The organism is Streptomyces sp. A2-16 (genome assembly GCF_018128905.1).
Classification (GTDB): Bacteria; Actinomycetota; Actinomycetes; order Streptomycetales; family Streptomycetaceae; genus Streptomyces.
Window position 1 is genome coordinate 6,314,308 of the sequence record NZ_CP063808.1, and the last position, 21,655, is coordinate 6,335,962.

Consider the following 21,655-nt stretch of genomic DNA (forward strand, 5'->3'; position numbering starts at 1 on the left):
CTCAGTCCTTCACGGCACCGGCGGTCACACCGGCGGCGACGTAGCGCTGGGCGAGGACGAGGATGACCGCGGCGGGCAGCGAGGCGACGACGGCGGTGGCCATGATGGCGTTCCACTCCTGGTTGTTGTTGCCGATGTAGTGGTAGATGCCGAGGGTGATCGGCTCGTGGGCGCCACCGTTGACCAGGGTGCTGGCGAAGACGAAGTCCGACCAGGACCACAGGAACGCGAACAGGGACACCGTGACGACGGCGTTGCGGCTCATCGGCAGGACCACCGACCAGAAGGTGCGCAGGGCGCGCGCCCCGTCCACCTGGGCGGCCTGGAGGAGTTCGCCGGGGATGCCGGACATGAACGCGGTGAAGATGAGCACCGCGAAGGGGACGGCCAGGGTCGAGTCGGCGACGATCAGGCCGGGGACGGACTGGAGCAGACCGAGCTGGAGGTAGATGGCGTAGAAGCCCATCGCCATGATGATGCCCGGGATCATCTGGGCGGCGAGCAGGGCGAAGCTGAGGATGCCGCCGCCGCGCGGACGGAGCTTGGCCAGCGCGTAGCCGGCCGGGGCGGCCAGCGCCACGGTCAGCACGACGGTGCCCAGGGCGACGACCAGGCTGGTACCCAGATAGGGCAGTTGCTCGTTCAGGACCGTGCGGTAGCCGGCCAGGGTGCCGTGGAGGGGGAACAGGTCCGGTGGGCTCTTGCGCATGTCCTGGTCGCGGGTGAAGGACACGTTGACCATCCAGTAGACCGGGAAGAGCATGATCCCGGTCAGCAGCAGGCCCGCACCGGTCTTCCACATCGGTCTCATGACAGTGCCTGCTTTCGCTGGGCCCGCACGTAGATCAGGCCGAAGACCAGGGCGGCGACCACGAGCAGGTTGCCGACGGCCGCGCCGGGGCCGAAGGCTGGCAGGAGGTTGCCGAAGCCGAGCTGGTAGGACCAGGTGGCGAAGGTGGTGGAGGAGTCGGCCGGACCGCCTTTGGTCATGATCCAGATGATGTCGAAGACCTTGAGCGTGTAGACGAGCCCGAGCAGCAGGGTGATCGCGGAGACCGGGCGCAGCAGCGGGAAGGTGATGCGCCAGAACCGCTGCCAGGCGTTCGCTCCGTCCAGGGCGGCCGCCTCGTACAGGCTCGACGGGATCGACTGCAGGCCGCTGTGGAGGACGACCAGGTTGAAGGGGACGCCGATCCAGATGTTCGCGATGATCACCGAGGCCAGCGACCAGGACGGCGAGGTCAGCCAGTTGACCGGGTCGAGGCCGAAGGCGTGCAGCAGGGCGTTGACGATGCCGGAGTCGCTGTTGAGCATCCACGACCAGGTGGAGGCCGACACGATCAGCGGCAGCAGCCACGGTACGAGGAACAGGGCGCGCAGGGTGGCGGAGAGCCGGAAGTTCTGGTGGAAGAAGACCGCCAGGGCCAGGCCGATGGCGTACTGGAAGAGCAGGCACACGGCGGTGAAGACGACGGTGTGCAGCAGGGCCGGGGCGAAGGTCGGGTCGTCGAAGATCTTCCGGTAGTTGGCCAGCCCCGTGAACGGTGCGTCGCCCTGGACGAAGGAGCGCACGGTGTAGTTGCGCAGGCTCAGGTCGAGGTTGCGGTAGAGCGGATAGGCGTAGAAGAGGGCGAGGTAGAGGGTCACCGGGGCCAGGAACGCCCAGGCGGCCCAGTGCGGGGAGGCGGGCCGGCGCCGCGCCTCGGGCCTCGCGCCCTCGGAGTCGGTCCGAGGGCGCGGCACTTGTTTCGTCTGGCTCATCAACTGGCCCCGGGGTGCGCTCACTTGACGGCGGACTGGGCGTCGGTCAGCGCGTCCTTCGGGGACTTCGAGCCGCTGAGCGCGGACTGGACGGCCTTCCACATCTGCTCGGAGATCTTGGGGTACTTGGTGCCGAGGTCGTCGCTGGTGCGGCCCTTGGCGGACTTGACCGCCTCCACCCACGGCTTCAGCGCGGCGTTCGCGGCGACCTGCTTGTCCTGGACCTCGCTGGTGGGGGCCACGTAGGACAGCGTGTTGTCGGTCTCGAGGAGGCCCGCCGCGCTGGTCAGACAGGCAGCCAGCTTCTGGGAGGTGGCGTAGCGGCCGGTGTCGTCCTGGACGGGGAGGGTGACGAACTCGCCGCCGGTGGGGGCGGGGGCGGAGCCTCCGTCGGCGCCGGGGATCGGCAGGACGCCGTACGGGAATCCGGCCTTCTCGGCGTTGGCGAGCTGCCAGGTGCCGTTCTCCGCGAAGGCGTACTCGCCGGTGGCGAACTCCTGCCAGCTGGTGGTCTGGGTGTTGTTGAGGACCGAGTTGGGGGCGTAGCCGCTCTTCAGCCAGTCCTTCCACAGCGAGAGCGCCGACTCGCCCTGCGCCGAGTCGAGTTCGGTGAGCTTGGCGCCTGCGCCCCAGAACCAGGGCAGGAACTGGAAGCTGCCTTCCTCGGTGCCGATCGCGGAGAAGGTGATGCCCTTCTTCCCGGCCTTCTTCACCTTCTCCAGGGCCGCCGTCAGCGAGGCCCAGTCCTTCACCGAGGCGATGTCCACGCCGGCTTCCTTGAGGACCTTCTCGTTGTAGTAGAGCGCGAGGGTGTTGGCGCCGATCGGGGTGCCGTAGGTCTTGCCGCCGGACTGGCCGGCCGCGAGCAGGTTGGGGTCGACCTTCGAGGTGTCCAGCTTGTTGTCGTCGGTCGTGGTGAGCACGCCCGCCTCGGCCAGCGTGGAGACGACCGGGTTGTCGACGATGAGGATGTCCGGGGAGTTGCCCTGCTGGGCGGCGAGCAGGGTCTTGTTGGCGAGGTCGCTCGTGTCGAAGCCGGTCCGCTTGACCTTGACGCCCGCCTCGGTGCCGCACTTGTCCAGCAGGGTCGTCCAGGCCGAGCCCTTGGCGAACTGCGGGTACGGGTCCCACACGGTGTAGGTACCGCTGTCGGCACCCTTGGTGCCGCTGCTGCCCGAGCCGGAGCCGCAGGCGGTGACGCCGGTGGCGACGGCGAGGGAGATCAGGATCGCGGCGGTGGGACGGCGGTGTCTGGCGAAACTGGTCATGGCGGTTCCTTCGGTGTGTGACATGCGGGTGCCGCGGCAGTGGGTCGCGCGCAGAGGCGGGCACGGCGAACAGCGCCGTCGGGCGGCGTTCGGACGTGAGCGGTGTGACGGTGACGCGTGCGGTTCGGGAGGGTGAATCAGGTCGCCGCGGGCCCGGTGCTGCTCCGCAGCGAGATCGGCGGGATGAGGAGGTGGTGCCGGGGCGGGGCGTCGGTGTGGCCCAGTCGCTCCACCAGCAGGTCGACGGCGAGCCGGCCCATCTCCTCGGCCGGGACGTCCGCGGCGGTGAGCTGCGGGGTGACCGTCTCCGCCCAGCGGTTGGCGACGACCCCGGTGACGGAGAAGTCGCGCGGCACATGGCGGCCCGCGTGCGCGAGCCCCCGGTACAGGCCGCCCAGCGCGGCCTCGTTCAGGGTGACCAGGGCCGTGGTGGCCGGGTCGTCGTGCAGGATCTGTTCCACGCAGGCCTGGCCGGAGGCGGCGTCGTCCCCGCAGCAGTAGGTCCGCACGGTCAGTCCGCGTTCGGCCGCGGCCTTGGTGAAGCCGTCCAGACCGCGGTGCGCGGACTCGTACCCGGTCCTGAGGAGTTGTTCGGGCCGGTTGACGAAGGCGACCCGGCGGTGGCCGAGGTCCGCGAGGTGATGGACGCAGGCCGCCGCCAGCGCGGTGTGGTCCAGGCCGACGTACCAGCCCTCCTCCGCGTGGGCGGTACGGCCGATCGCGACGGAGGGAAAGCCGAGCGCGGCCAGGTGATCGGCCCGGTCGTCCTGCAGGCGGATCTCCATCAGGATCGCGCCGTCGACCCGCCGCTCCCCCAGCAGCCTCTGGAAGGAACGGTCGCTGTCCATGCCGCTCGGCGACAGCAGCACGTCGTAGTCATGGGCGGCGGCGGCCTCCACCACGCTGCCGATGAAGTCCAGCTGCATCCCGGTGTAGTGGTTCCCGGCCGGCGGGAAGACCAGGCCGATGGTGCTGGTCCTGCCGTTGGCCAGGGCGCGGGCGCTGGCGCTGGGCTGGTAGCCCAGTTCGTCGACGACCCGCTGGATCTTCCGGCGCGTGTCCTCCGACACCGGGCGCTTGCCGCTCAGTGCGTAGGACACGGTGCTGCGCGAGACACCGGCCCGTCGGGCGATCTCACCGATGTTCACGGCGACTCCTTGGGACGGGCGACCGGCTGTCGAACCGGTTCGCGTGGAAGTGAACGTAGGAACTGCCCGGGCACCTGTCAATACCCGCACCACAATCCCCGGCAGGACACGAACGACGGCGAGAACTCCGTGTCGAAGGGATTGCTGGCCGAATCCCCCGGTGCTAGCTTCGCCGAACCGGTTCGACACAGCTGTCCCATGCCGTCTCCCCCGCACCCGCCGTCACAGAGCCGCCACACCAGCCGTCCCTCTGACACGCGCCTCTCCCCCAGCCCCACCTGTGTCGAACCGGTTCGACGGTGATCGGGGCGGGTCGGCCGAACCCGCTACTCGACGATTGAGGACGTATCCATGTCATCCGCTGACAGATCCACGCGACGCCGGGCACCGGCCGCCATGGCGCTGGCCCTCGGCGCGGGACTGCTGGCCGCGCCCGCCGTCCCCGCGCACGCGGCCGAGGCCCCCGGGCCCGTCGCCCGCTACACCTTCGACCAGGACGACCTCGACTCCGGGAAGATCACCGACAGCTCCGGCAACGGCCTGACGGCGAGCCTGGTCAACGGCTCGACGGCACAGTCCGTGGCGGGCGCGGACGGCGGCCGGGCGCTGGCCCTGCCGGGCGGGGCACCCACCTCCGACGGCGCCTACGTCCGTCTGCCCCGCGAGGTGCTCGGTGGCGCGAGCGATCTGACGGTCTCCGCCCGGGTGAAGTGGAGCGGCGAACAGGCGTCCTGGCAACGGATCTTCGATCTGGGCACGGACACCAGCAAGTACCTCTTCAGCACCCCGTACAACGGCAACGGACTGTTCCAGACCTCCGTGACCACCGGCGGAGGCGGTGCGGAGGCGCAGGTCCGCGGTTACGCGGCACTGCCCGCGGACGGATGGCGGACGGTCACCGTCACCCTCGACACCGCCACCGGCCGGCTCACCACCTACCTCGACGGCGTGGCGGTCTCCTCCGCCGCGACCGCCATCAAGGCCAAGGACCTGCTGAGCGATTCGGCCACCGCCGCCGGCTTCATCGGCAAGTCCCTCTACCCGGACCCGCTGCTCAAGGGCGCCGTCGACGACTTCGCCGTGTGGCACTCGGCGCTCAGCGCCGAGCAGGTGGCCGGGCTGGTCGGGGCCGTGCCCACCCTCCAGGAACTGTCGACGACGTCCTTCGACGTCCGTACGACCGACGGGACCGCCCCCACCCTCCCGGCCGCCGTCCGGGCCACCTTCTCCGACGGCTACGACCGTGACACCCCCGTCGTCTGGGAGGCGATACCCGCCGACAAGTACGCACGGCCGGGAACCTTCACGGTGGCGGGAACCGCCTCCGGACGCGCGGTGCGGGCGACCGTCACCGTGGTCCGCGAGGGCGCGCTCACGGTCGACCTCGGCTCGGACACCGGCGCCTTCCACGGCGGCGCCTCCGGCACCCTCTACGGCGTCTACGGCCCGGACGTCCCCACCAACAACCTCATCGAGGGCATGGGCCTGCGCACGGTCTCGACCAAGGCGCAGGACGGCCCGCAGCACCCCGGCGCCGACGCCCTCGACGTGGTGAGGCCGCTGGCCGACTCCACCGACGGCGACGTGTACATCTACATGACCGACATCCACCGCGGCTTCCCGTACGAGTGGCCCGGCGACACCCCCGCGGAGAAGCTGAGGCTCTACGAGGAGAAGATCGCCAAGCAGGTCGACCAGGTGCTGCAGCTGCCCAAGCAGTACCAGGACAACATCGTCTTCGTGCCGTTCAACGAGCCCGAGGGCAACATGTTCGGCACCGGGCAGTGGAGTTACGACAAGGTCAGCTGGCTCAGCGACCCCAAGGACTACTTCGCCGCCTGGGACTCCGCCTACCGGCTCATCAAGGGCAGGATGCCCGAGGCCCGTATCGCCGGTCCCAACACCAGCGTCCTGTACGACCAGGTGAAGGGCTTCCTCACCCACGCCCTGGCCGCCAATACCCTCCCGGACGTCATCACCTGGCACGAGCTGAGCCACCCGGAGGCGGTGCGCGCGAGCGTGGCCAAGTACCGGGTGTGGGAGAAGGAGCTGTTCAGGGGCACCGACCGCGAGGGCACCCAACTGCCCGTCAACATCAACGAGTACGCCTTCAACTACCACACCTCCGTGCCCGGCCAGATGATCCAGTGGGTCTCCGCGATCGAGGAGTCCAAGGTGGACGCCGACATCGCCTACTGGAACATCGACGGCAACCTCTCCGACTCCGCGGTGCAGTCCAACCGGGGCAACGGCCAGTGGTGGCTGCTGAACTCGTACGCCTCGATGACCGGGCACACGGTGTCGGTGACCCCGCCGTTCCCCGGCCAGAACTACACCATGCAGGGCGTGGCCACCCTCGACGAGAAGAAGAAGCAGGCCCGGCTGCTCTTCGGCGGCTCCACCGGCAAGGGGCACATCACCTTCGCCGGGGTCCCGAAGAAGCTCTTCGGCAGGAACGTCCACGCCTGGGTGCGGGAGATCGAGTGGAGCGGGCAGGTCGGCGACAACTCCGGCCCCAAGCTGCTCACCGAGACGAACCTGAAGGTCGCGGACGACGGCACGGTCACCGTCGACTTCGGTGACGGCACGCTGCCGAGGCTGAAGGAGTCCTCGGCGTACGAGATCGTGCTCAGCCCGGCCGGGAAGGCGGCGAAGACCCAGTCGCCGCCGGTGCGCTGGCAGGGCTCCTACGAGGCGGAGGACGCCGCGCACACCGGGTCCGGCTACTCGAAGAACGGCCCGGAGGGCTCCACCTCCGACGTATCGAAGTTCTACACCTCGGGCGGCTACGACGTGGGCGGGCTGCGCACCGGCTCGGACGTCACGCTCGACTTCACCGTGGACGTGCCCGAGGACGGCACCTACGACCTGAGCGTCTTCGCCAACTCCCTCAACACCTTCGACAAGGTGAAGGAGCAGGGACCCACCGACGTCTTCCTGCGGGTGGACGGCCGGGCCGCCGGCGAGCAGCAGCTCTACCTGCCGCTCGGCTACAAGTGGGTGGTGTGGGACCACACCGACACCAAGGTGAAGCTCACCAAGGGCAGGCACACGCTGACGCTGGCCGCGAAGAGCCTGGACGGCAAGCGGGTGACGAAGGGCGACGCGATCGTCGACCGCCTCACCCTCGCCCTGCCGGCCGCCTCGGCCGACACGCAGGTCCACGAGGGCGAGCTGGCCTGGCTGGGCGGCGGAGCACAGCCCGCCTACAACGTGGGGGGCTCCGGATCGGGCGCGGCCCGGCTCGCCAAGGGCCAGACGGCCACGTTCTGGGTGTACTCCCCCGCCGACCGTGAGGCCACGCTCAAGGTCGACACCCTCGGCGGCACCGGCGCCGGGCTCTCCGTCAACGGACACGACGTCCTGCGCCTCGCCAAGGACCGCAACCGTGTCGCGGTCTCCCTCTCCGGAGGAGTCAACAAGGTGACCGTGACGGGCGGTTCGTCGACCACCCTCGTCGACCGTCTCACGGTCACCCCGACCGAGGGCGCGCTGAAGGCCCGTACGTACGAGGCCCAGGACGCGGCACTCGCGGGCTCGGCCACGCTCACCCCGCTCTCCCTGGCCACCGACGGCACGGCGATCACCGGCATCGGGGGCGACCCGGGCAACAAGAACACGGCCACGTTCACCGTCGCCGCGGACCGGGCCGGGCTGTACGCGCTGCGGATCCGCTACTCCAACCCGGAGCAGTCGGAGGCCACCCACTACAACCCGGACCCGCTGGCCCGGCACGCCGACATCACCGTCAACGGCGGCGAGACGCGGCGCGTCGGATTCCCGCACACCTTCCACCAGAACAACTTCTGGGAACTGACCGTCCCCGTCACCCTGAAGAAGGGACAGAACACGATCACCTTCCGCTCCGAGGAGCTGCCGAACTTCGACGGCACGACCTACGCCTCGGACACCTTCCCCGGGGTGCTGCTCCGCTCGCGGTACGCGCCCCTGATCGACCGGATCGCCGTGGCACCGTACGCGCGCGAGGTGCGCTGAGGTGACCGGCACCGGCGGCGCCGTGACGCGCCGCCGGTGCCGGTTCCGGTGCGACCCGGCAGACGGGGCCGGTCAGCCGGTGGCGGCCGGACGCCGCCCGCCCGTCGGCGGGGGTGCCGTCGAAGCGCGTACGACGAGTTCGACCGGTGGGTCGCTCGCCGGCTCCGGTTCGACGTCCGGTTTCTCGATGGCCTGCACCAGGAGCCGCAGGCCCTCGCGGGCGACGGCGTCGAAGGGCTGGCGCACGGTGGTCAGCGGTGGGCTGACATAGGCGGAGACGGGGAGGTCGTCGAAGCCGACGACACTCACGTCCTCCGGCACCCGCACGCCCGCCTCCAGGAGTGCCCGGATCAGACCGATGGCCATGTCGTCGTTGGCGGCGAACACCGCGGTGACGTCGCCGGCGGCGGCGAGTTCGCGCCCCGTCGCGTAGCCGGACGAGGCCGACCAGTCGCCCTCGACGACGGCGGGCCGGCGCCGGTCGCGCGCCGCGAGCGCCGTCCGCCAGCCCTGGAGCCGGTCCCGGGCGGCGAACCACTGCTGCGGACCAGCCAGGTGATGGACCGTGGCATGCCCGAGGTCCAGCAGGTGTTCGGTGGCCGTCCGGGCCAGCGACTCGGCGCCGACGCCCGCGTCCACGGCTCGCGGTGCTCCAGGGCTCCCGCCCTGCGCTCCCACCGGCGTCATCGATGTCTCCCGATTCCGAGGGTTCAATTCCTGCTCAGCATGGTTCGGGCGGGGGCCGGCCGGGCCACGCCGATGGGCGGGTCATCCCGGTCGGCCGTGGGCGAGGCCGTCGATCATCAGGCCGAGGGTGAAGTCGAACCGGTCGTGGCCCTCGCCGGCGGCGAGCTCGGTGGCGTGGCGGGTGGTGTGCGGGAAGGTCTCGGCGGGCAGGTCGGTGAACCGGCGCAGCAGTTCGTCCCGGTCGAGGACCCACTCGGCGTCCTCGTGCGCCGACCTGCGGCGCGCGATCGACGTCTCGAGGGTGTACGCGGCCACGTACAGCAGGAGGGCGTCGATCGCCCAGGCCGCGGACTGCGGGGCGACACCGCCCGCGAGCAGGATGCCCAGCATGCCCTCGCTGACCCGGACGATCTCGAGGTCGGTGGGGGCCATGGCGAGGGCCGCACGCGAGATGCCGGGGTACTTCAGGTACTGGTCGCGGATCTGGGCGCACACACCGCGGATCTGTTCCCGCCAGGCCGCGGGATCGGGTTCCGGCAGCACCAGTTCGGAGCACAGCCGCCCGATGAGCAGCTCGTCGAGGTCGGCCTTGTTGACCACGTGGGCGTAGAGCGAGGCGGGTCCGGTCTCGAGCGCGCCTGCCACCCGCCGCATGGTCAGGGCCTCGTAGCCCTCTGCGGCGACGAGGCCGAGCGCGGTGTCGACGACCTGTTCCACGGTGATCGGGACCGTGCGGCGCCGCGGCCTGGGGTCGCTTCCGGCCTCGGGGTTCGGCGGCCGGTGGCGGGCCGCGCGTCGCTCTCTCGGGTTCACCCGGACATCATAACTTGACACGAACAGTGTTCCATCATAGAACAGCGTTCGTGACAGTCGATATGCAGCAGAACATGGACGTGACCGTGGTCGGGGCCGGGCCGGTGGGCCTCGTGCTCGCCGCGGAGCTGGCTCTCTTCGGGGCGACGGTGCAGATACTCGAACGGCGGGCCGAGCCGGACCGGGCGATGAAGGCGCAGTCCGTCAACGTGCCGACGGCCGAGGCACTCGACCGCCGCGGCCTGCTCCCCGCAGCCGAACAGGTGCAGCGAGAGACCCTCCAACAGGTGGGCTCCTTCTCCCCCGTGGCCGCCGACCGGGCGCCCGGTACCGGCCGGCGGGCGGCCGAGTCGCGGTTCACCGGGCACTTCGCGGGCATGCCCCTCGACCCCGGCCTCGTGGACTGGTCCGATCCCGACCTCGCCGCGCACACCGCCGCCGAGGGGGCGCGCATGCTGCCCCAGCCCCGGCTGGAGGCGCTGCTGGCCGACCACGCCGCCCGGCTCGGCGTGCCGGTGCGGCGCGGGGTGGAGGTCACCTCTCTCGAGGACACCGGCGACGGTGTCCTGGTCGGCACCACCGCCGGGCCCGTGCGCACCCGGTGGCTGGTCGGCTGCGACGGCGGGCACAGCACCGTGCGCCGCCTCGCGGGCATCGGCTTCCCCGGCACCGACCCCGAACTCACCGGCTACCAGGCGCTCGTCGACATCGCCGACCCCTCCCCGCTCACCGACGGCTGGACCTGGTCGGCCCGCGGGGCGTACCGCTACGGACCGCAGCCCGGGCGAGTGGCCACCGTGGAGTTCGACAGCCCTCCCGCCGACCGCTCCACCCCGGTCACCCTGGAGGCGGTGCAGGCCGCTCTGCGCCGGATCTCGGGCACCGACGTCACCCTCACCGCGCTGCGCGCCGCGCCGACCCGCTGGACCGACAACACCCGTCAGGCCGCGGCCTACCGGTCGGGGCGGATCCTGCTGGCCGGTGACGCCGCGCATGTGCACCCGCCGTTCGGCGGCCAGGGGCTCAACCTCGGCGTGGGCGACGCGACGAACCTGGGCTGGAAGCTCGGTGCCGTGCTCGCCGGGTGGGCGCCCGAGGGGCTGCTCGACACCTACGACACCGAGCGCCGCCCCCTGGGCGCCTGGGTGCTGGACTGGACGCGGGCCCAGATCGGCGTGCTGCGCGGGGACGCCAAGTCGGGCGCGCTGCGGGAGATCGTCGCCGATCTGCTGAGCACCCGGGACGGCGCGACCTACGCGGTCAAGAAGATCTCCGGTGTCACCCAGCGCCTCGACCTGCCCGGCGGTCATCCGCTGGTCGGCCGGTTCGTCCCCGACCTGTGGCTGAGGGACGGTTCCCGGCTGGTCGACCACGGCCACGGCGGCGGGTTCCTGCTGCTCGACCGCACGGCGGACGGTACGTTCGCCCGCCTCGCCGCGGGATGGGAGGGGCGCGTGCGCAGCGTGCGCGACGCGGACGGCACGCCGGCCGGGGTGCTGGTACGCCCGGACGGCGTGGTCGCGTGGGCCTGCGACGGCATCGGCGCCACCACCGGCACCGCCGCTGCCGAGGGCCTCGACGCCGCCCTGCGTCGCTGGGCCGGAACCCCCGCCCCGTCCTTGGCCCGGTGAGGCCGGGCGAGAGGCCGTGAACGCCGTGCGGCCGGATGGTCATGGAGCCGGGGGCGGCGGCCCACGAGGGCGAATCCTGCCTCCGCCTTTGCCGGGGGCGGCCCGGCCGTTGACTTCCGCGGAGCGTTCCCGGCCGGGTGCGGGCCCGGGCGCCAAGGGGCGGGACGCGGCGGTGAGCCCTTGACCGAGGGCCGCCCCTGCCGGGACCATGTTGCGTATCAGTCGCACTGTTGCGTAATGCGCAGCCTTCGGGAGGACTCAGTGTCTCTTCGACCGCAACCCGACCGCGAGTTCGTCCTCACCCTGTCCTGCCCGGACCGCTCCGGCCTCGTCCACGCCGTGACCGGCTTCCTGGTCCGGCACTCCGGGAACATCCAGGAGAGCCAGCAGTTCGACGACCGGCTCCAGGACCGCTTCTTCATGCGGGTCCACTTCGACGTCTCGGACCCGAGCACCACACTGGAGGACCTGCGCTCCGGCTTCGCGCCGGTCGCCGAGGCGTACCGCATCACCTGGCAGCTGCGCAGAGCGGCCACCCCGACCCGCACCCTGATCATGGTGTCGAAGTTCGGCCACTGCCTGAACGACCTGCTCTTCCGGCAGCGCACCGGCGCACTCGCCATCGAGGTGCCCGCGATCGTCTCCAACCACCGGGACTTCGCCCCGCTCGCCGAGAGCTACGGCATCCCCTTCCACCACATCCCGGTGACCCCGGAGACGAAGGCGGACGCGGAGGCGCGGCTGCTCGACCTGGTCGACCGGCTGGACGTCGACCTCGTGGTCCTCGCCCGCTACATGCAGATCCTCTCGAACGACCTGTGCAAGCAGCTCGAAGGCCGGGCCATCAACATCCACCACTCGTTCCTGCCGAGCTTCAAGGGCGCGCGGCCCTACGTCCAGGCGCACGAGCGGGGGGTGAAGCTCGTCGGGGCCACCGCCCACTACGTCACCCCGGATCTCGACGAGGGGCCCATCATCGAGCAGGACGTCATCCGCGTGAACCACGCCCAGAGCGCGCAGAGTCTGGTCACCCTGGGCCGGGACGTCGAGGCACAGGTCCTCGCCCGGGCCGTGGAGTGGCACAGCCAGAGCCGCGTCATGATCAACGGCCATCGCACGGTGGTCTTCCGCTGACCGCTGTTGACCTGTTCGCATAGGGTTTCGCCATGAGCAGCTACGGCACCGAGTCCGGGGGCACGTCCGGCGGCGGGGTGCAGTCCGTCGACCGGGCTGTCACCGTGCTGGAGATCCTCGCCCAGCGCGGCGAGGCAGGCGTCAGTGAAGTGGCCGAGGCGATCGACGTCCACAAGTCCACCGCGTTCCGCCTGCTCGGTGCCCTGGAGGCGCACGGGATGGTGGAGCAGGAGGGCGAGCGCGGGAAGTACCGCCTCGGCTTCGGCATCGTGCGGCTGGCCGGGGCGGTCACCGGGCGCATCGACGTCACCAAGCACGGCCGCGGGATCTGCGAGCGCCTCGCCGACAAGCTGGGCGAGACGATGAACATCGCGGTCCTGGAGTCCCATCATGTGATCAACCTCGACCAGGTGCGCGGCCAGTCGGCCATCACCGCCCAGAACTGGGTCGGCCGGCTGACGCCGATGCACTGCACGTCGAGCGGCAAGGTCCTGCTCGCCCATCTCACGGAAAAGCGCCGCGACGAACTGGTCGCCGTGGCCGGGCTCGAACGGATGACGGCCCGCACACTGACCGACCGGCACCAGCTGGAGGCGGAGCTGGTCCGGGTCCGTGAGCTGGGCTACGCCATGACGGTGGAGGAGTACGAGGAGGGCCTCAACGCCATGGCGGCGCCGGTGCGTTCCGGTGACGGCAAGGTCGTCGCCGCCCTCACTGCCTCGGGGCCCGCCTTCCGGCTCACCGAGGAGCGGATGCACGAGCTGGCTCCGGTCCTGGTCGAGGGCGCCGACGAACTCAGCCACCGGCTCGGTTACGTGGGCTGAGACCGGGCCCACCGCGCGCCCGGACCGCGGTGGACGTCCCGGAGGTGCCGTCGGTCGTCCTCCCGCACGGCACCCCCTACAGCCCTCCCGCCCTCTGCGGCCCGCTCAGCCCCGAAGACGGGACATCGCCGGGTCGAACAGCGGCTCCTCGGCCACGACCGCCTCCACGCGCCGGTCGAAGTAGCCGATGTGCAGCGGCTGACCGGCCGCCGCCAGCTCCGCCGGCAGCCAGGCGTATGCGATGCCCTTGCCGATGGTGTGCCCGAAGGCGGCGCTGGTGACGTAGCCGACCGCGCGCCGCCCGTCGTACACCGGCTCCTTGCCCATGACGACGGCCCGCGGGTCCTCGATGGTCAGACAGGTCAGCCTGCGCCGTACGTCGGCCCGGCGTCGCTCCAGGGCCGCCTTGCCGACGAAGTCCTCCTTGTCGGCCTTGACGGCGAAGCCGACGCCGGCCTCGTAGGGGTCGTGCTCGTAGGTCATGTCGGTGCCGAAGGAGCGGTAACCCTTCTCCAGGCGGAGGCTGTTGAAGGCGCCCCGGCCGGCCGCGATGCCGCCCAGCGGCTGCGCCGCCCGCCAGAGCGTGTCCCACAGCTTCTGCCCCAGGTCGGCCGTGGTGTACAGCTCCCAGCCGAGCTCTCCGACGTACGACAGACGCATGGCCGTCACCGGGACGGACCCGATGTGGGCGCGCTTGGCGCGGAAGTACTTCAGGCCCGTGGCCGAGAAGTCCTCGTCGGTGAGCGGCTGGAGGACGTCCCGGGCCAGGGGCCCCCACAGGCCGATGCAGCAGGTGCCGGGGGTGATGTCACGGACCTGGACCGTGCCGTCGGCGGGGAGGTGGCGGGTGAACCAGTCGAGGTCCAGGTTGCCGTTGGCGCCGACCTGGAAGACGTCGGGGCCCAGCCGGGCGACGGTGATGTCGCTGCGGATGCCGCCGTCGTGGTCCAGCAGCAGCGTGTACGTCACCGAGCCGACGGACTTGGCGACCTTGCCGGTGCACAGCCGCTCCAGAAAGTCGGCCGCGCCCCGCCCGCTCACCTCCAGGCGCTTGAGGGCCGTCATGTCGTACATGGCGACGGTCTCGCGGGTGGTCTGCGCCTCGGCGCCGACGATGGGCGACCAGTAGCGGGCGGCCCAGTCGTTGGGGGTGACGATCGAACGGCCTTCCACCAAGCCGGCGTTGGCCTCGTACCAGTGCGGCCGCTCCCAGCCGTTCGCCTCCAGGAAGAAGGCGCCGAGCTCCTGTTGGCGGCCGTAGAAGGGGGTGGTGCGGATCGGCCGCGGGTCGCCGGAGGGCTGGAGCGGGTGGAGGATGTCGTAGACCTCGACGAAGTTCTGGCAGTCCCGGGCCAGCACGTACTCCGGGGACAGTTGGTGCGGCTCGAAGCGGTTGACGTCGCACTCGTGGAGGTCGAAGGAGGAGCAGTGGCCGTCGACCAGCCACTCGGCGACGGCACGGCCGACACCGGCGGAATGGGTGACCCAGACGGCCTCGGCGACCCAGAAACCCTTGACGTCGGGGGACTCGCCGAGGAGGGGCAGGCCGTCGGTGGTGAAGGAGAAGAGGCCGTTGATGCCCTCCTCCACCTTGGCGTCCTTCGTCGCGGGGAGCAGTGACTGCGTCTCGGTCCAGGCGTCCGCGAAGTCGTCCTCGGTGAACTTCAGGACGGAGGGCATCGCGTCGGCCTCGTCGACGGAGAGGATCTCGTCGGCGGTGATGGGCATGGGGCGGTGCCCGTAGTAGCCGATGCCGAGGGTGTCGTAGCGGTCGCGGTAGTAGAGGTCGGCGTCCTGGTGGCGCAGGATCGGGCGCACCGCCTCCTCGGTCTGGCCGGCGAGCGCCGGGACCGGGCCGGTCCAGGCGAGCTGGTGGCCGAGCGGGGTGAGCGGGAGGTTCATGCCGACCATGCGGGCGATCTTCGGGCCCCAGATGCCGGCGCAGCACACCACGATGTCGGCCTGCAGGTCGCCCTGGTCGGTGCGGACGCCCGTCACCTCGCCGTCGGACCGGAGCACGTCCAGGACCTCGTGGCGGGCCAGGAAGGTCACTCCGCGCTCGGTGGCCCGGCGGATCTGTGCCTCGACGGCGAGGACCGCCTTGGCGAGGCCGTCGGTCGGGATGTGCAGGCCCGCGAGGACCCGGTCGCGGTTGACCAGGGGGTGCTTCTCGACGCACTCCTCGGCGGTCAGGACACGCGACTCGACTCCCCAGGCGGTGAGCCAGCCGTGCCGCCGGTGCAGTTCCGTGACGCGCTCCGGGGTGGTCGCCACCTCCAGGCCGCCGACCTGGAGGAAGCAGGGCTGTCCGTCGACGTCGAGGGAGCAGAACTTCTCGACGGTGTAGCGGGCCAGTTCGGTCATGGTCTTGGAGGGGTTGGCCTGGAAGACCAGTCCCGGGGCGTGCGAGGACGACCCTCCGGTGGCCGGGAGCGGGCCCTGGTCGACCACGGTCACCTCGGTCCAGCCGCGCGCGGAGATCTCGTCGGCGAGTGCCGCGCCGACGACGCCCGCTCCGATGATGACCACTCGGGGTCCCGCCATCGCCGCACCTCCGGTTAAGTTGCTTTGTGCGCAACACGATTCAGGCTGCGCAACTCAATGTGCCCGCCGTGCGAGTGGGTGTCAAGAGGCCCGGTGACGTGGCGGAACGGGCGGGGAACGGCTCCGGAAACGGCAAGGCCCGGTGGGCGGCGCACACCCGCGCGCCGCCCACCGGGCTTCTCGACCGGACCTGCTCGGCCCAGGCTTACTTGATCCAGGCGTCGACCTTGGCACGGTTGGCGTCGACCCACTTCTTGGCCGCCGCCTCCGGCGTCATCTTGTCCACCGCGATGTACTTGGCCACGGTGTTCTGGTCGTCGTTGGTCCAGTTGAACTTCTTCACCAGGTCGTAGGCCGGGCTGCCCGACTTGGCGAACTTGGCGCTGACTATCTTGTCGAGGTCGTAGACGGGGTAGTCGCAGGCGACCTTGGCAGGGTCGGCGTCACAGCCCGTCTTGTACGCGGGCAGGTCGACCTTGACGAGGGGCACCTCGGACAGGAACCACTGCGGCTCGTAGAAGTAGCCGATCACCCACTTCTTGTTCTTCTCGGCGTCGCGGTACGCCTGGATCAGCGCGGTCTCGCTGCCCGCGTACACCACCTTGAAGTCCAGCTTCAGGTTCTTCACCAGAGCCTCGTCGTTGGTGACGTACGACGGGTCGCCGTCCAGGAGCTGGCCCTTGCCGCCGGACTCGGAGGTCTTGAAGTTCGCGGCGTACTTGTTGAGGTTCTTCCAGTTCGTGATGTCCGGGTGGGCCTTGGCCAGCCACGGCGGCACGTACCAGCCGATGATGCCCTTGTTGCCGGTCGAGCCGGCCTCCACGGCGGTCTTCTGCTGGGTGATGTACTTCTTCTTCAGGTCGTCGTGGCCCCAGTTCTCCAGGACGGTGTCGACCTCGCCCGTCCCGAAGCCCTGCCAGGCGATCTCCTCCTTGAGGTCCTTCTTGGTGACCTTGCACTTCAGGTCGTTCTCGGCGACGTACGCGACAACCGCCGCGTCGGCCTCGTAGCCCACCCACGGGTTGACCGCGAGGTTGAAGGTGCCGCACTTGCCGGAGCTGCCCGATCCGCCGGCCTCCGAGGAGTCACCGACCTTCGCGCCGCCGCAGGCCGTGAGGGTGAGGCCGAGGACGGCCAGGCCGGCCGCGCCGGCTCGCCAGTGTCTTGCCATCGTGTCGTGCTCCTCAATCGCTGGTGCGGCGAGCCGCTGCCTGAGTGATCCGGTCGAACATGACGCCCAGCAGGACGATGGCGAGCCCGGCCGCCAGGCCCTTGCCGTACAGCTGTCCCTGCGAGAAGCCCGCCACCACGTCGTAGCCGAGGGCACCCGCGCCCACCAGGCCGCCGACGACGACCATCGCCAGCACGTAGATCAGGCCCTGGTTGGTCGCGAGCGTCAGGGCGCTGCGGGCCATCGGCAACTGGACCTTGGTGATGATCTGCCAGGTGTTGCACCCGGTGGAGGTCGCCGCCTCGACGGTGGTGGCCGGGACGGTCCGCACCCCGTCGGCGATGATCTTGATGGCGACCGGGGCCGCGTAGACGATCGCGGCGACGATGGCCGTGAACCGGGTCGCGCCGAACAGGGCGAGGAACGGCACGAGATAGACGAACGGCGGCATGACCTGGGCCGCGTCGAGGGTGGGCCGCACCAGCCGGTCCACCAGCGCGCTGCGTCCCATCCACACCCCGAAGACCACGCCGAGCAGCATGACCAGCACGGTCGCCACGACGGTGGAGGCCAGGGTCGTCATGCCGTCCGACCACACGCCGGTGGCGACCAGGAGTCCCACGCACACGGCGGTGGTGATCCCCGCGCGCGGGCCGCCCAGTACCACGGCGATCCCGATCAGGGCCGCGCCGACGAGCCACCACGGGGAGTCCGTCAGCAGGGTCTGGAAGGGGTTGAGCAGTCCGTTGGTGATGACGTCGCGGAAGCCGTTGGTCAGCCCGGACAGGTTGTCCTGCGCCCAGGTGGTCACGTTGTCGGCCGCCTTGGCGATGTTGCTGCCGGTGCTTCCCTCCCCGGGGAACTCGGCCGCCCACACATAGGTGTGCGACAGATAGACCAGTACGGCCGCCACCGCTCCCCCGGCCACGAGCAGGTGCCGACGCCACTTGAGCAGGGGGCCGGCGTTGCGCCGGGCGGCCTCCGCGCGTCCGCTCGCCGCGGTGGTGACCCGGTCCAGGACGATCGCCATGACGACGATCGCGAGGCCCGCGTTGAAGGCCGTGCCGACGTCGAGGGACTGCAGGGCCTGGACGACGGTCTTGCCGAGCCCGGGGGCGTCGATCAGGGCCGCGATGGTCACCATCGCCAGGGCGGCCATGATGGTCTGGTTGACGCCCATCACCACGGTCCGCTTGGACATCGGCAGCAGCACCTTGAGCAGCGACTGTCTGCGGGTGGCGCCCATGGAGTCGGCCGCCTCGACCGTCGTCGCGGGCACCGAGCGGATGGCGTGCGCGGTGATGCGCAGGGCCGGCGGCGCCGCGTAGATGACGGTGGCGATGGTGGCGGAGGCCCCGCCGATCAGAAAGAACAGGGTCAGCGGCGCCAGGTAGACGAAGGTCGGCATCGTCTGCATGAAGTCCAGGAACGGGGTGGCGATCCGGTTGGCCCGATCCGACAGGCCGGCCCACACGCCCAGCGGGAGGGCGAACAGCAGCGCCACCAGGACCGCGGAGAGGGTCAGGGCCAGGGTGTCCATGCTCTCCTGCCACAGGCCCTGGAGCCCGAGGAAGGTGAAGCCGGCCACGGCCAGCAGCGCGACCCGCCAGTTGGCGACCGCCCAGGAGACGTAGCCGACGAGCCCGACGACCCCGAGCCAGCCGATCTGCGGCAGCGGGCGGTCACCGGACGGCTGGGAGATGAGGTCCTGCACGAAGGTCACCAGGTTGTCGATGACCAGCCGGATCTCGTTGAAGAAGTACAGGAACAGCGGGTTGGAGTTGCGGTTGGCGCCGATGGAGTCGTTGACGTCGTTGAGCCAGCGGTGCAGATCGGTGAGGTCGGCCGCGGCCAGCGCCAGGGTCTGCTTTCCGCGCAGCAGGGCGAAGAGGACGAGCCAGACGACGAGGATCGCGCCCACGACCATGGACCGGCTGATCCTGCGCACGGGGGCCGGGGGTGGGGGCGGGGCGGACTGCCGCGCCTCCCCCGAGGTCTCGGGCTTCTCCATGGCGACGGTCATCAGGCGTCGCCTTCCTGCCCGGCGACCACCGCGAGGATCTCCTCGTCGCCGACGATGCCGAGCAGTTCGCCGTTCTCGACGACCTTGACGGGCTTCTCGGCCGCGAGCACCGCCCGGGTGGCCTCCTTCACCACCACGTCCGGGCCCAACTCGGGTCCGTCCAGCGGGTCTTCGGGGGTGGCCGGGCGCATGATCCAGCGCAGGGTGAGCACATCGCCGCGCGGCACGTCCTTGACGAAGTCGCGTACGTAGTCGTCGGCGGGGGCGCCGACGAGTTCGTCGCCGGTGCCGCACTGGACCATCTTTCCGTCCCGCATGATGAGGATGCGGTCGCCGAGCTTCAGCGCCTCGGAGAGGTCGTGGGTGATGAACACCATCGTCTTGCCGACCTCGTGGTGCAGCCGGATGACCTCGTTCTGCATGTCACGGCGGATCAGCGGGTCCAGCGCCGAGAAGGGCTCGTCGAAGAGGAGGACGTCCGGGTCGCCGGCCAACGCCCGTGCCAGGCCCACGCGTTGCTGCATGCCGCCGGAGAGCTGGTCGGGGTAGGAGTTCTCGTAGCCGGACAGGCCCACGAGTTCGACGACCTCCAGCGCCCGCCGGGTGCGCTCGGCCCTGCCCATGCCGCGGATCTCCAGCCCGAACGCCACGTTGTCGACGACGCGGCGGTGGGGCAGCAGACCGAAGTGCTGGAAGACCATGGAGAACTTGCTGCGCCGCAGTTCGCGCAGCCGGCGCTCGTCGGCGTCCCGGATGTCCTCGCCCTCGAAGACGATCTCGCCGGCGGTGGGCTCGATCAGCCGGGTCAGACAGCGCACCAGGGTGGACTTGCCGGAGCCGGACAGTCCCATGACGACGAAGACCTCGCCGGGCGCGACCTCGAAGTGCACGTCGCGCACGGCGGCGGTGCAGCCCGTGCGGTCCATGAGCTCGCGGCGGCTGAGCCCGCACAGCTCCTCGGAGCCCGGTACCTGCTCCGCCTTCGGCCCGAACACCTTCCACAGCCCGCGCACGGATATGACCGGTGTCGGGGCCGCGTCCTCGGGTGTGCCGCGCGTCGGCGGCACCTCGGTCTTGGTGGGGGTCATGGTCGACCTCTTCTCGGCGTTCAGCCGCGGAACCAGTGCTGCGGCCGGGGTTGGATGTTCTGCCAGATGTGCTTGGGCTCGCGGTACTCGTCGAGGCCGGTCGGTCCCAGTTCCCGGCCCACACCGGAGTGTCCGAAGCCACCCCATTCGGCCTGCGGCACATAGGGGTGGTAGTCGTTGATCCACACCGTGCCGTGCCGCAGCCGTCGGGCGACCCGCTGGGCCTTCCCGGCGTCCTGCGTCCACACGGCCCCGGCGAGTCCGTACTCCGTGTCGTTGGCGATGCGTACGGCGTCGTCCTCACCGGTGAAGCGCTCCACGGTGAGCACGGGCCCGAAGGACTCCTCGTGCACCACCCGCATGTCCTGCCGGCACTCGTCGAGCACGGTGGGCGGGTAGTAGTGGCCGTTCGCGAGGGCCGGGTCGGCGGGCCGCGCGCCGCCGCAGCGCAGGACGGCGCCCTCGGCCACACCGGCCGCGACGTACGCCTCGACCTTCTCCAGGTGCTGGGCCGAGATCAGCGCCCCGGTCTCGGCCTCGGGGTCGAAGGGCCCGCCGAGGCGGATCTGCCGGGCCCGGCGGACCACCTCGTCGACGAAGCGGTCGTGCAGCGAGTCCTCGACGATCAGCCGGGCCCCGGCCGAGCAGACCTGCCCGGAGTGCAGGAAGACGGCCGTGAGCGCGAAGTCCACGGCCGTCTCGAAGTCGGCGTCGGCGAAGACGACGTTGGGGTTCTTGCCGCCGAGTTCCAGCGCGACCTTCTTCACGGTCGCGGCGGCGGTGGCCATGATCCTTTTGCCGGTCTCCACGCCCCCCGTGAAGGACACCATGTCGACGCGGGGGTCCTCGGACAGCGGTGCGCCGACCTCGGGGCCGGTGCCGAGGACGAGGTTGGCCGCACCGGCGGGGAGTCCGGCCTCCTCCAGTGCCCTCATGAGCAGGATCGAGGTGGAGGGGGTGAGCTCACTGGGCTTCAGGACGATCGTGTTGCCGGCGAGAAGAGCCGGGGCCACTTTCCAACTCGCTTGCAGAAGTGGGTAGTTCCACGGTGTGATCAGTCCGCAGACCCCGATCGGCTCGTGGACCACGCGACTGACGGCGTCGTCCCGTCCGGTGTCGATCACACGGCCGGCGTCGGTGCCGCCGAGCCCGCCGTAATAGCGAAGACAGGAGACGACGTCGGCGATGTCGTACTCGCTCTCCACCAGCCGCTTGCCGGTGTCCAGCGACTCGGCGCGGGCGAACTCCTTGGCGTCGCGCTCGATCAGGTCGGCGGTGCGCAGCAGCAGGGCGCCGCGTTCCCGCTCGGGGGTGTGCGGCCAGGGCCCTTCGTCGAAGGCCCGGCGGGCGGCGGCGAGGGCCGCCTCGGTGTCGGCCCGGGTGCCTTCGGACACGGTCGCGGAGAGCGTGCCGTCGGCGGGACATCGGATCTCCCGGCGGCCGCCGGCCACCGGATCCCGCCATTCACCGTCCACGTACAGGTCTGCCACGTCGGGAGCCCTTCGAGCGATTTCGTTGCGCATGACGCATCGCATTGCTTGTGGTGGAACACTCTGGAGAATGCGTG

General features: G+C 70.7%; 14 protein-coding genes and 1 pseudogene. 4 read left to right on the forward strand and 11 right to left on the reverse strand.

The genetic code is table 11. The features are described from left to right. Nucleotide 1: 1 nt before the first annotated feature. The 4 genes from IOD14_RS28300 to IOD14_RS28315 all read right to left on the reverse strand — a co-directional run bounded on the left by IOD14_RS28300 (nucleotide 2) and on the right by IOD14_RS28315 (nucleotide 4,177). Nucleotides 2-811: a carbohydrate ABC transporter permease gene (locus IOD14_RS28300; protein ID WP_123987636.1), complete on the reverse strand. Its 810-nt coding sequence runs from the start codon at nucleotides 809-811 to the stop codon at nucleotides 2-4. Beyond that, complete coding sequence (locus IOD14_RS28305; RefSeq protein ID WP_212671897.1) at nucleotides 808-1,761, reverse strand: sugar ABC transporter permease; 954 nt, start codon at nucleotides 1,759-1,761, stop codon at nucleotides 808-810. Before IOD14_RS28305 ends, IOD14_RS28300 begins: the two co-directional genes overlap by 4 nt. Nucleotides 1,762-1,781: 20 nt before the next feature. Then, a complete protein-coding gene (locus IOD14_RS28310) occupies nucleotides 1,782-3,029 on the reverse strand; it encodes an extracellular solute-binding protein (protein WP_123987638.1) in 1,248 nt (415 codons plus the stop codon). Between the two features lie 137 nt (nucleotides 3,030-3,166). Further along, the gene (locus tag IOD14_RS28315; protein WP_212671898.1) at nucleotides 3,167-4,177 is read right to left on the reverse strand and encodes a LacI family DNA-binding transcriptional regulator; all 1,011 of its coding nucleotides are present in this window, start codon (nucleotides 4,175-4,177) and stop codon (nucleotides 3,167-3,169) included. Between the two features lie 396 nt (nucleotides 4,178-4,573). On the opposite strand from IOD14_RS28315, the gene IOD14_RS28320 reads away from it, so the two are divergent. Further along, the gene (locus IOD14_RS28320; protein ID WP_212673423.1) at nucleotides 4,574-8,173 is read left to right on the forward strand and encodes a LamG-like jellyroll fold domain-containing protein; all 3,600 of its coding nucleotides are present in this window, start codon (nucleotides 4,574-4,576) and stop codon (nucleotides 8,171-8,173) included. Between the two features lie 72 nt (nucleotides 8,174-8,245). Here the strand turns inward: IOD14_RS28320 and IOD14_RS28325 are convergent. Further along, nucleotides 8,246-8,824: pseudogene (locus IOD14_RS28325) on the reverse strand (substrate-binding domain-containing protein); the annotation flags it as partial. 117 nt (nucleotides 8,825-8,941) lie between these two features. After that, nucleotides 8,942-9,673: a TetR/AcrR family transcriptional regulator C-terminal domain-containing protein gene (locus tag IOD14_RS28330; protein ID WP_212671899.1), complete on the reverse strand. Its 732-nt coding sequence runs from the start codon at nucleotides 9,671-9,673 to the stop codon at nucleotides 8,942-8,944. A gap of 14 nt (nucleotides 9,674-9,687) precedes the next feature. On the opposite strand from IOD14_RS28330, the gene IOD14_RS28335 reads away from it, so the two are divergent. From IOD14_RS28335 to IOD14_RS28345, 3 genes are all read left to right on the forward strand, one after another. Then, nucleotides 9,688-11,304 carry an FAD-dependent oxidoreductase gene (locus tag IOD14_RS28335; RefSeq protein WP_249126094.1) on the forward strand — a complete coding sequence of 539 codons (1,617 nt, stop codon included), beginning with the start codon at nucleotides 9,688-9,690 and terminating at the stop codon, nucleotides 11,302-11,304. 261 nt (nucleotides 11,305-11,565) lie between these two features. Next, nucleotides 11,566-12,438: a formyltetrahydrofolate deformylase gene (gene purU / locus IOD14_RS28340; RefSeq protein ID WP_212671900.1), complete on the forward strand. Its 873-nt coding sequence runs from the start codon at nucleotides 11,566-11,568 to the stop codon at nucleotides 12,436-12,438. Nucleotides 12,439-12,470: 32 nt separating this feature from the next. Next, nucleotides 12,471-13,262, forward strand: coding sequence for an IclR family transcriptional regulator (locus IOD14_RS28345; protein WP_123987643.1), 792 nt, complete (start codon nucleotides 12,471-12,473; stop codon nucleotides 13,260-13,262). 105 nt (nucleotides 13,263-13,367) lie between these two features. Here IOD14_RS28345 and IOD14_RS28350 read toward each other — a convergent pair whose 3' ends face one another. The 5 genes from IOD14_RS28350 to IOD14_RS28370 all read right to left on the reverse strand — a co-directional run bounded on the left by IOD14_RS28350 (nucleotide 13,368) and on the right by IOD14_RS28370 (nucleotide 21,578). After that, nucleotides 13,368-15,806: an FAD-dependent oxidoreductase gene (locus IOD14_RS28350; RefSeq protein ID WP_212671901.1), complete on the reverse strand. Its 2,439-nt coding sequence runs from the start codon at nucleotides 15,804-15,806 to the stop codon at nucleotides 13,368-13,370. 205 nt (nucleotides 15,807-16,011) lie between these two features. Further along, nucleotides 16,012-16,977: an ABC transporter substrate-binding protein gene (locus IOD14_RS28355; protein ID WP_212671902.1), complete on the reverse strand. Its 966-nt coding sequence runs from the start codon at nucleotides 16,975-16,977 to the stop codon at nucleotides 16,012-16,014. A gap of 13 nt (nucleotides 16,978-16,990) precedes the next feature. Next, on the reverse strand, nucleotides 16,991-19,000 hold the full coding sequence (locus IOD14_RS28360) for an ABC transporter permease subunit (protein ID WP_212671903.1): 2,010 nt from the start codon (nucleotides 18,998-19,000) through the stop codon (nucleotides 16,991-16,993). Beyond that, nucleotides 19,000-20,088, reverse strand: coding sequence for a glycine betaine/L-proline ABC transporter ATP-binding protein (locus IOD14_RS28365; protein ID WP_212671904.1), 1,089 nt, complete (start codon nucleotides 20,086-20,088; stop codon nucleotides 19,000-19,002). The genes IOD14_RS28360 and IOD14_RS28365 overlap by 1 nt, the downstream gene beginning before the upstream one ends. 20 nt (nucleotides 20,089-20,108) lie before the next feature. After that, complete coding sequence (locus IOD14_RS28370) at nucleotides 20,109-21,578, reverse strand: aldehyde dehydrogenase family protein (protein ID WP_123987648.1); 1,470 nt, start codon at nucleotides 21,576-21,578, stop codon at nucleotides 20,109-20,111. Nucleotides 21,579-21,655 lie beyond the last annotated feature (77 nt).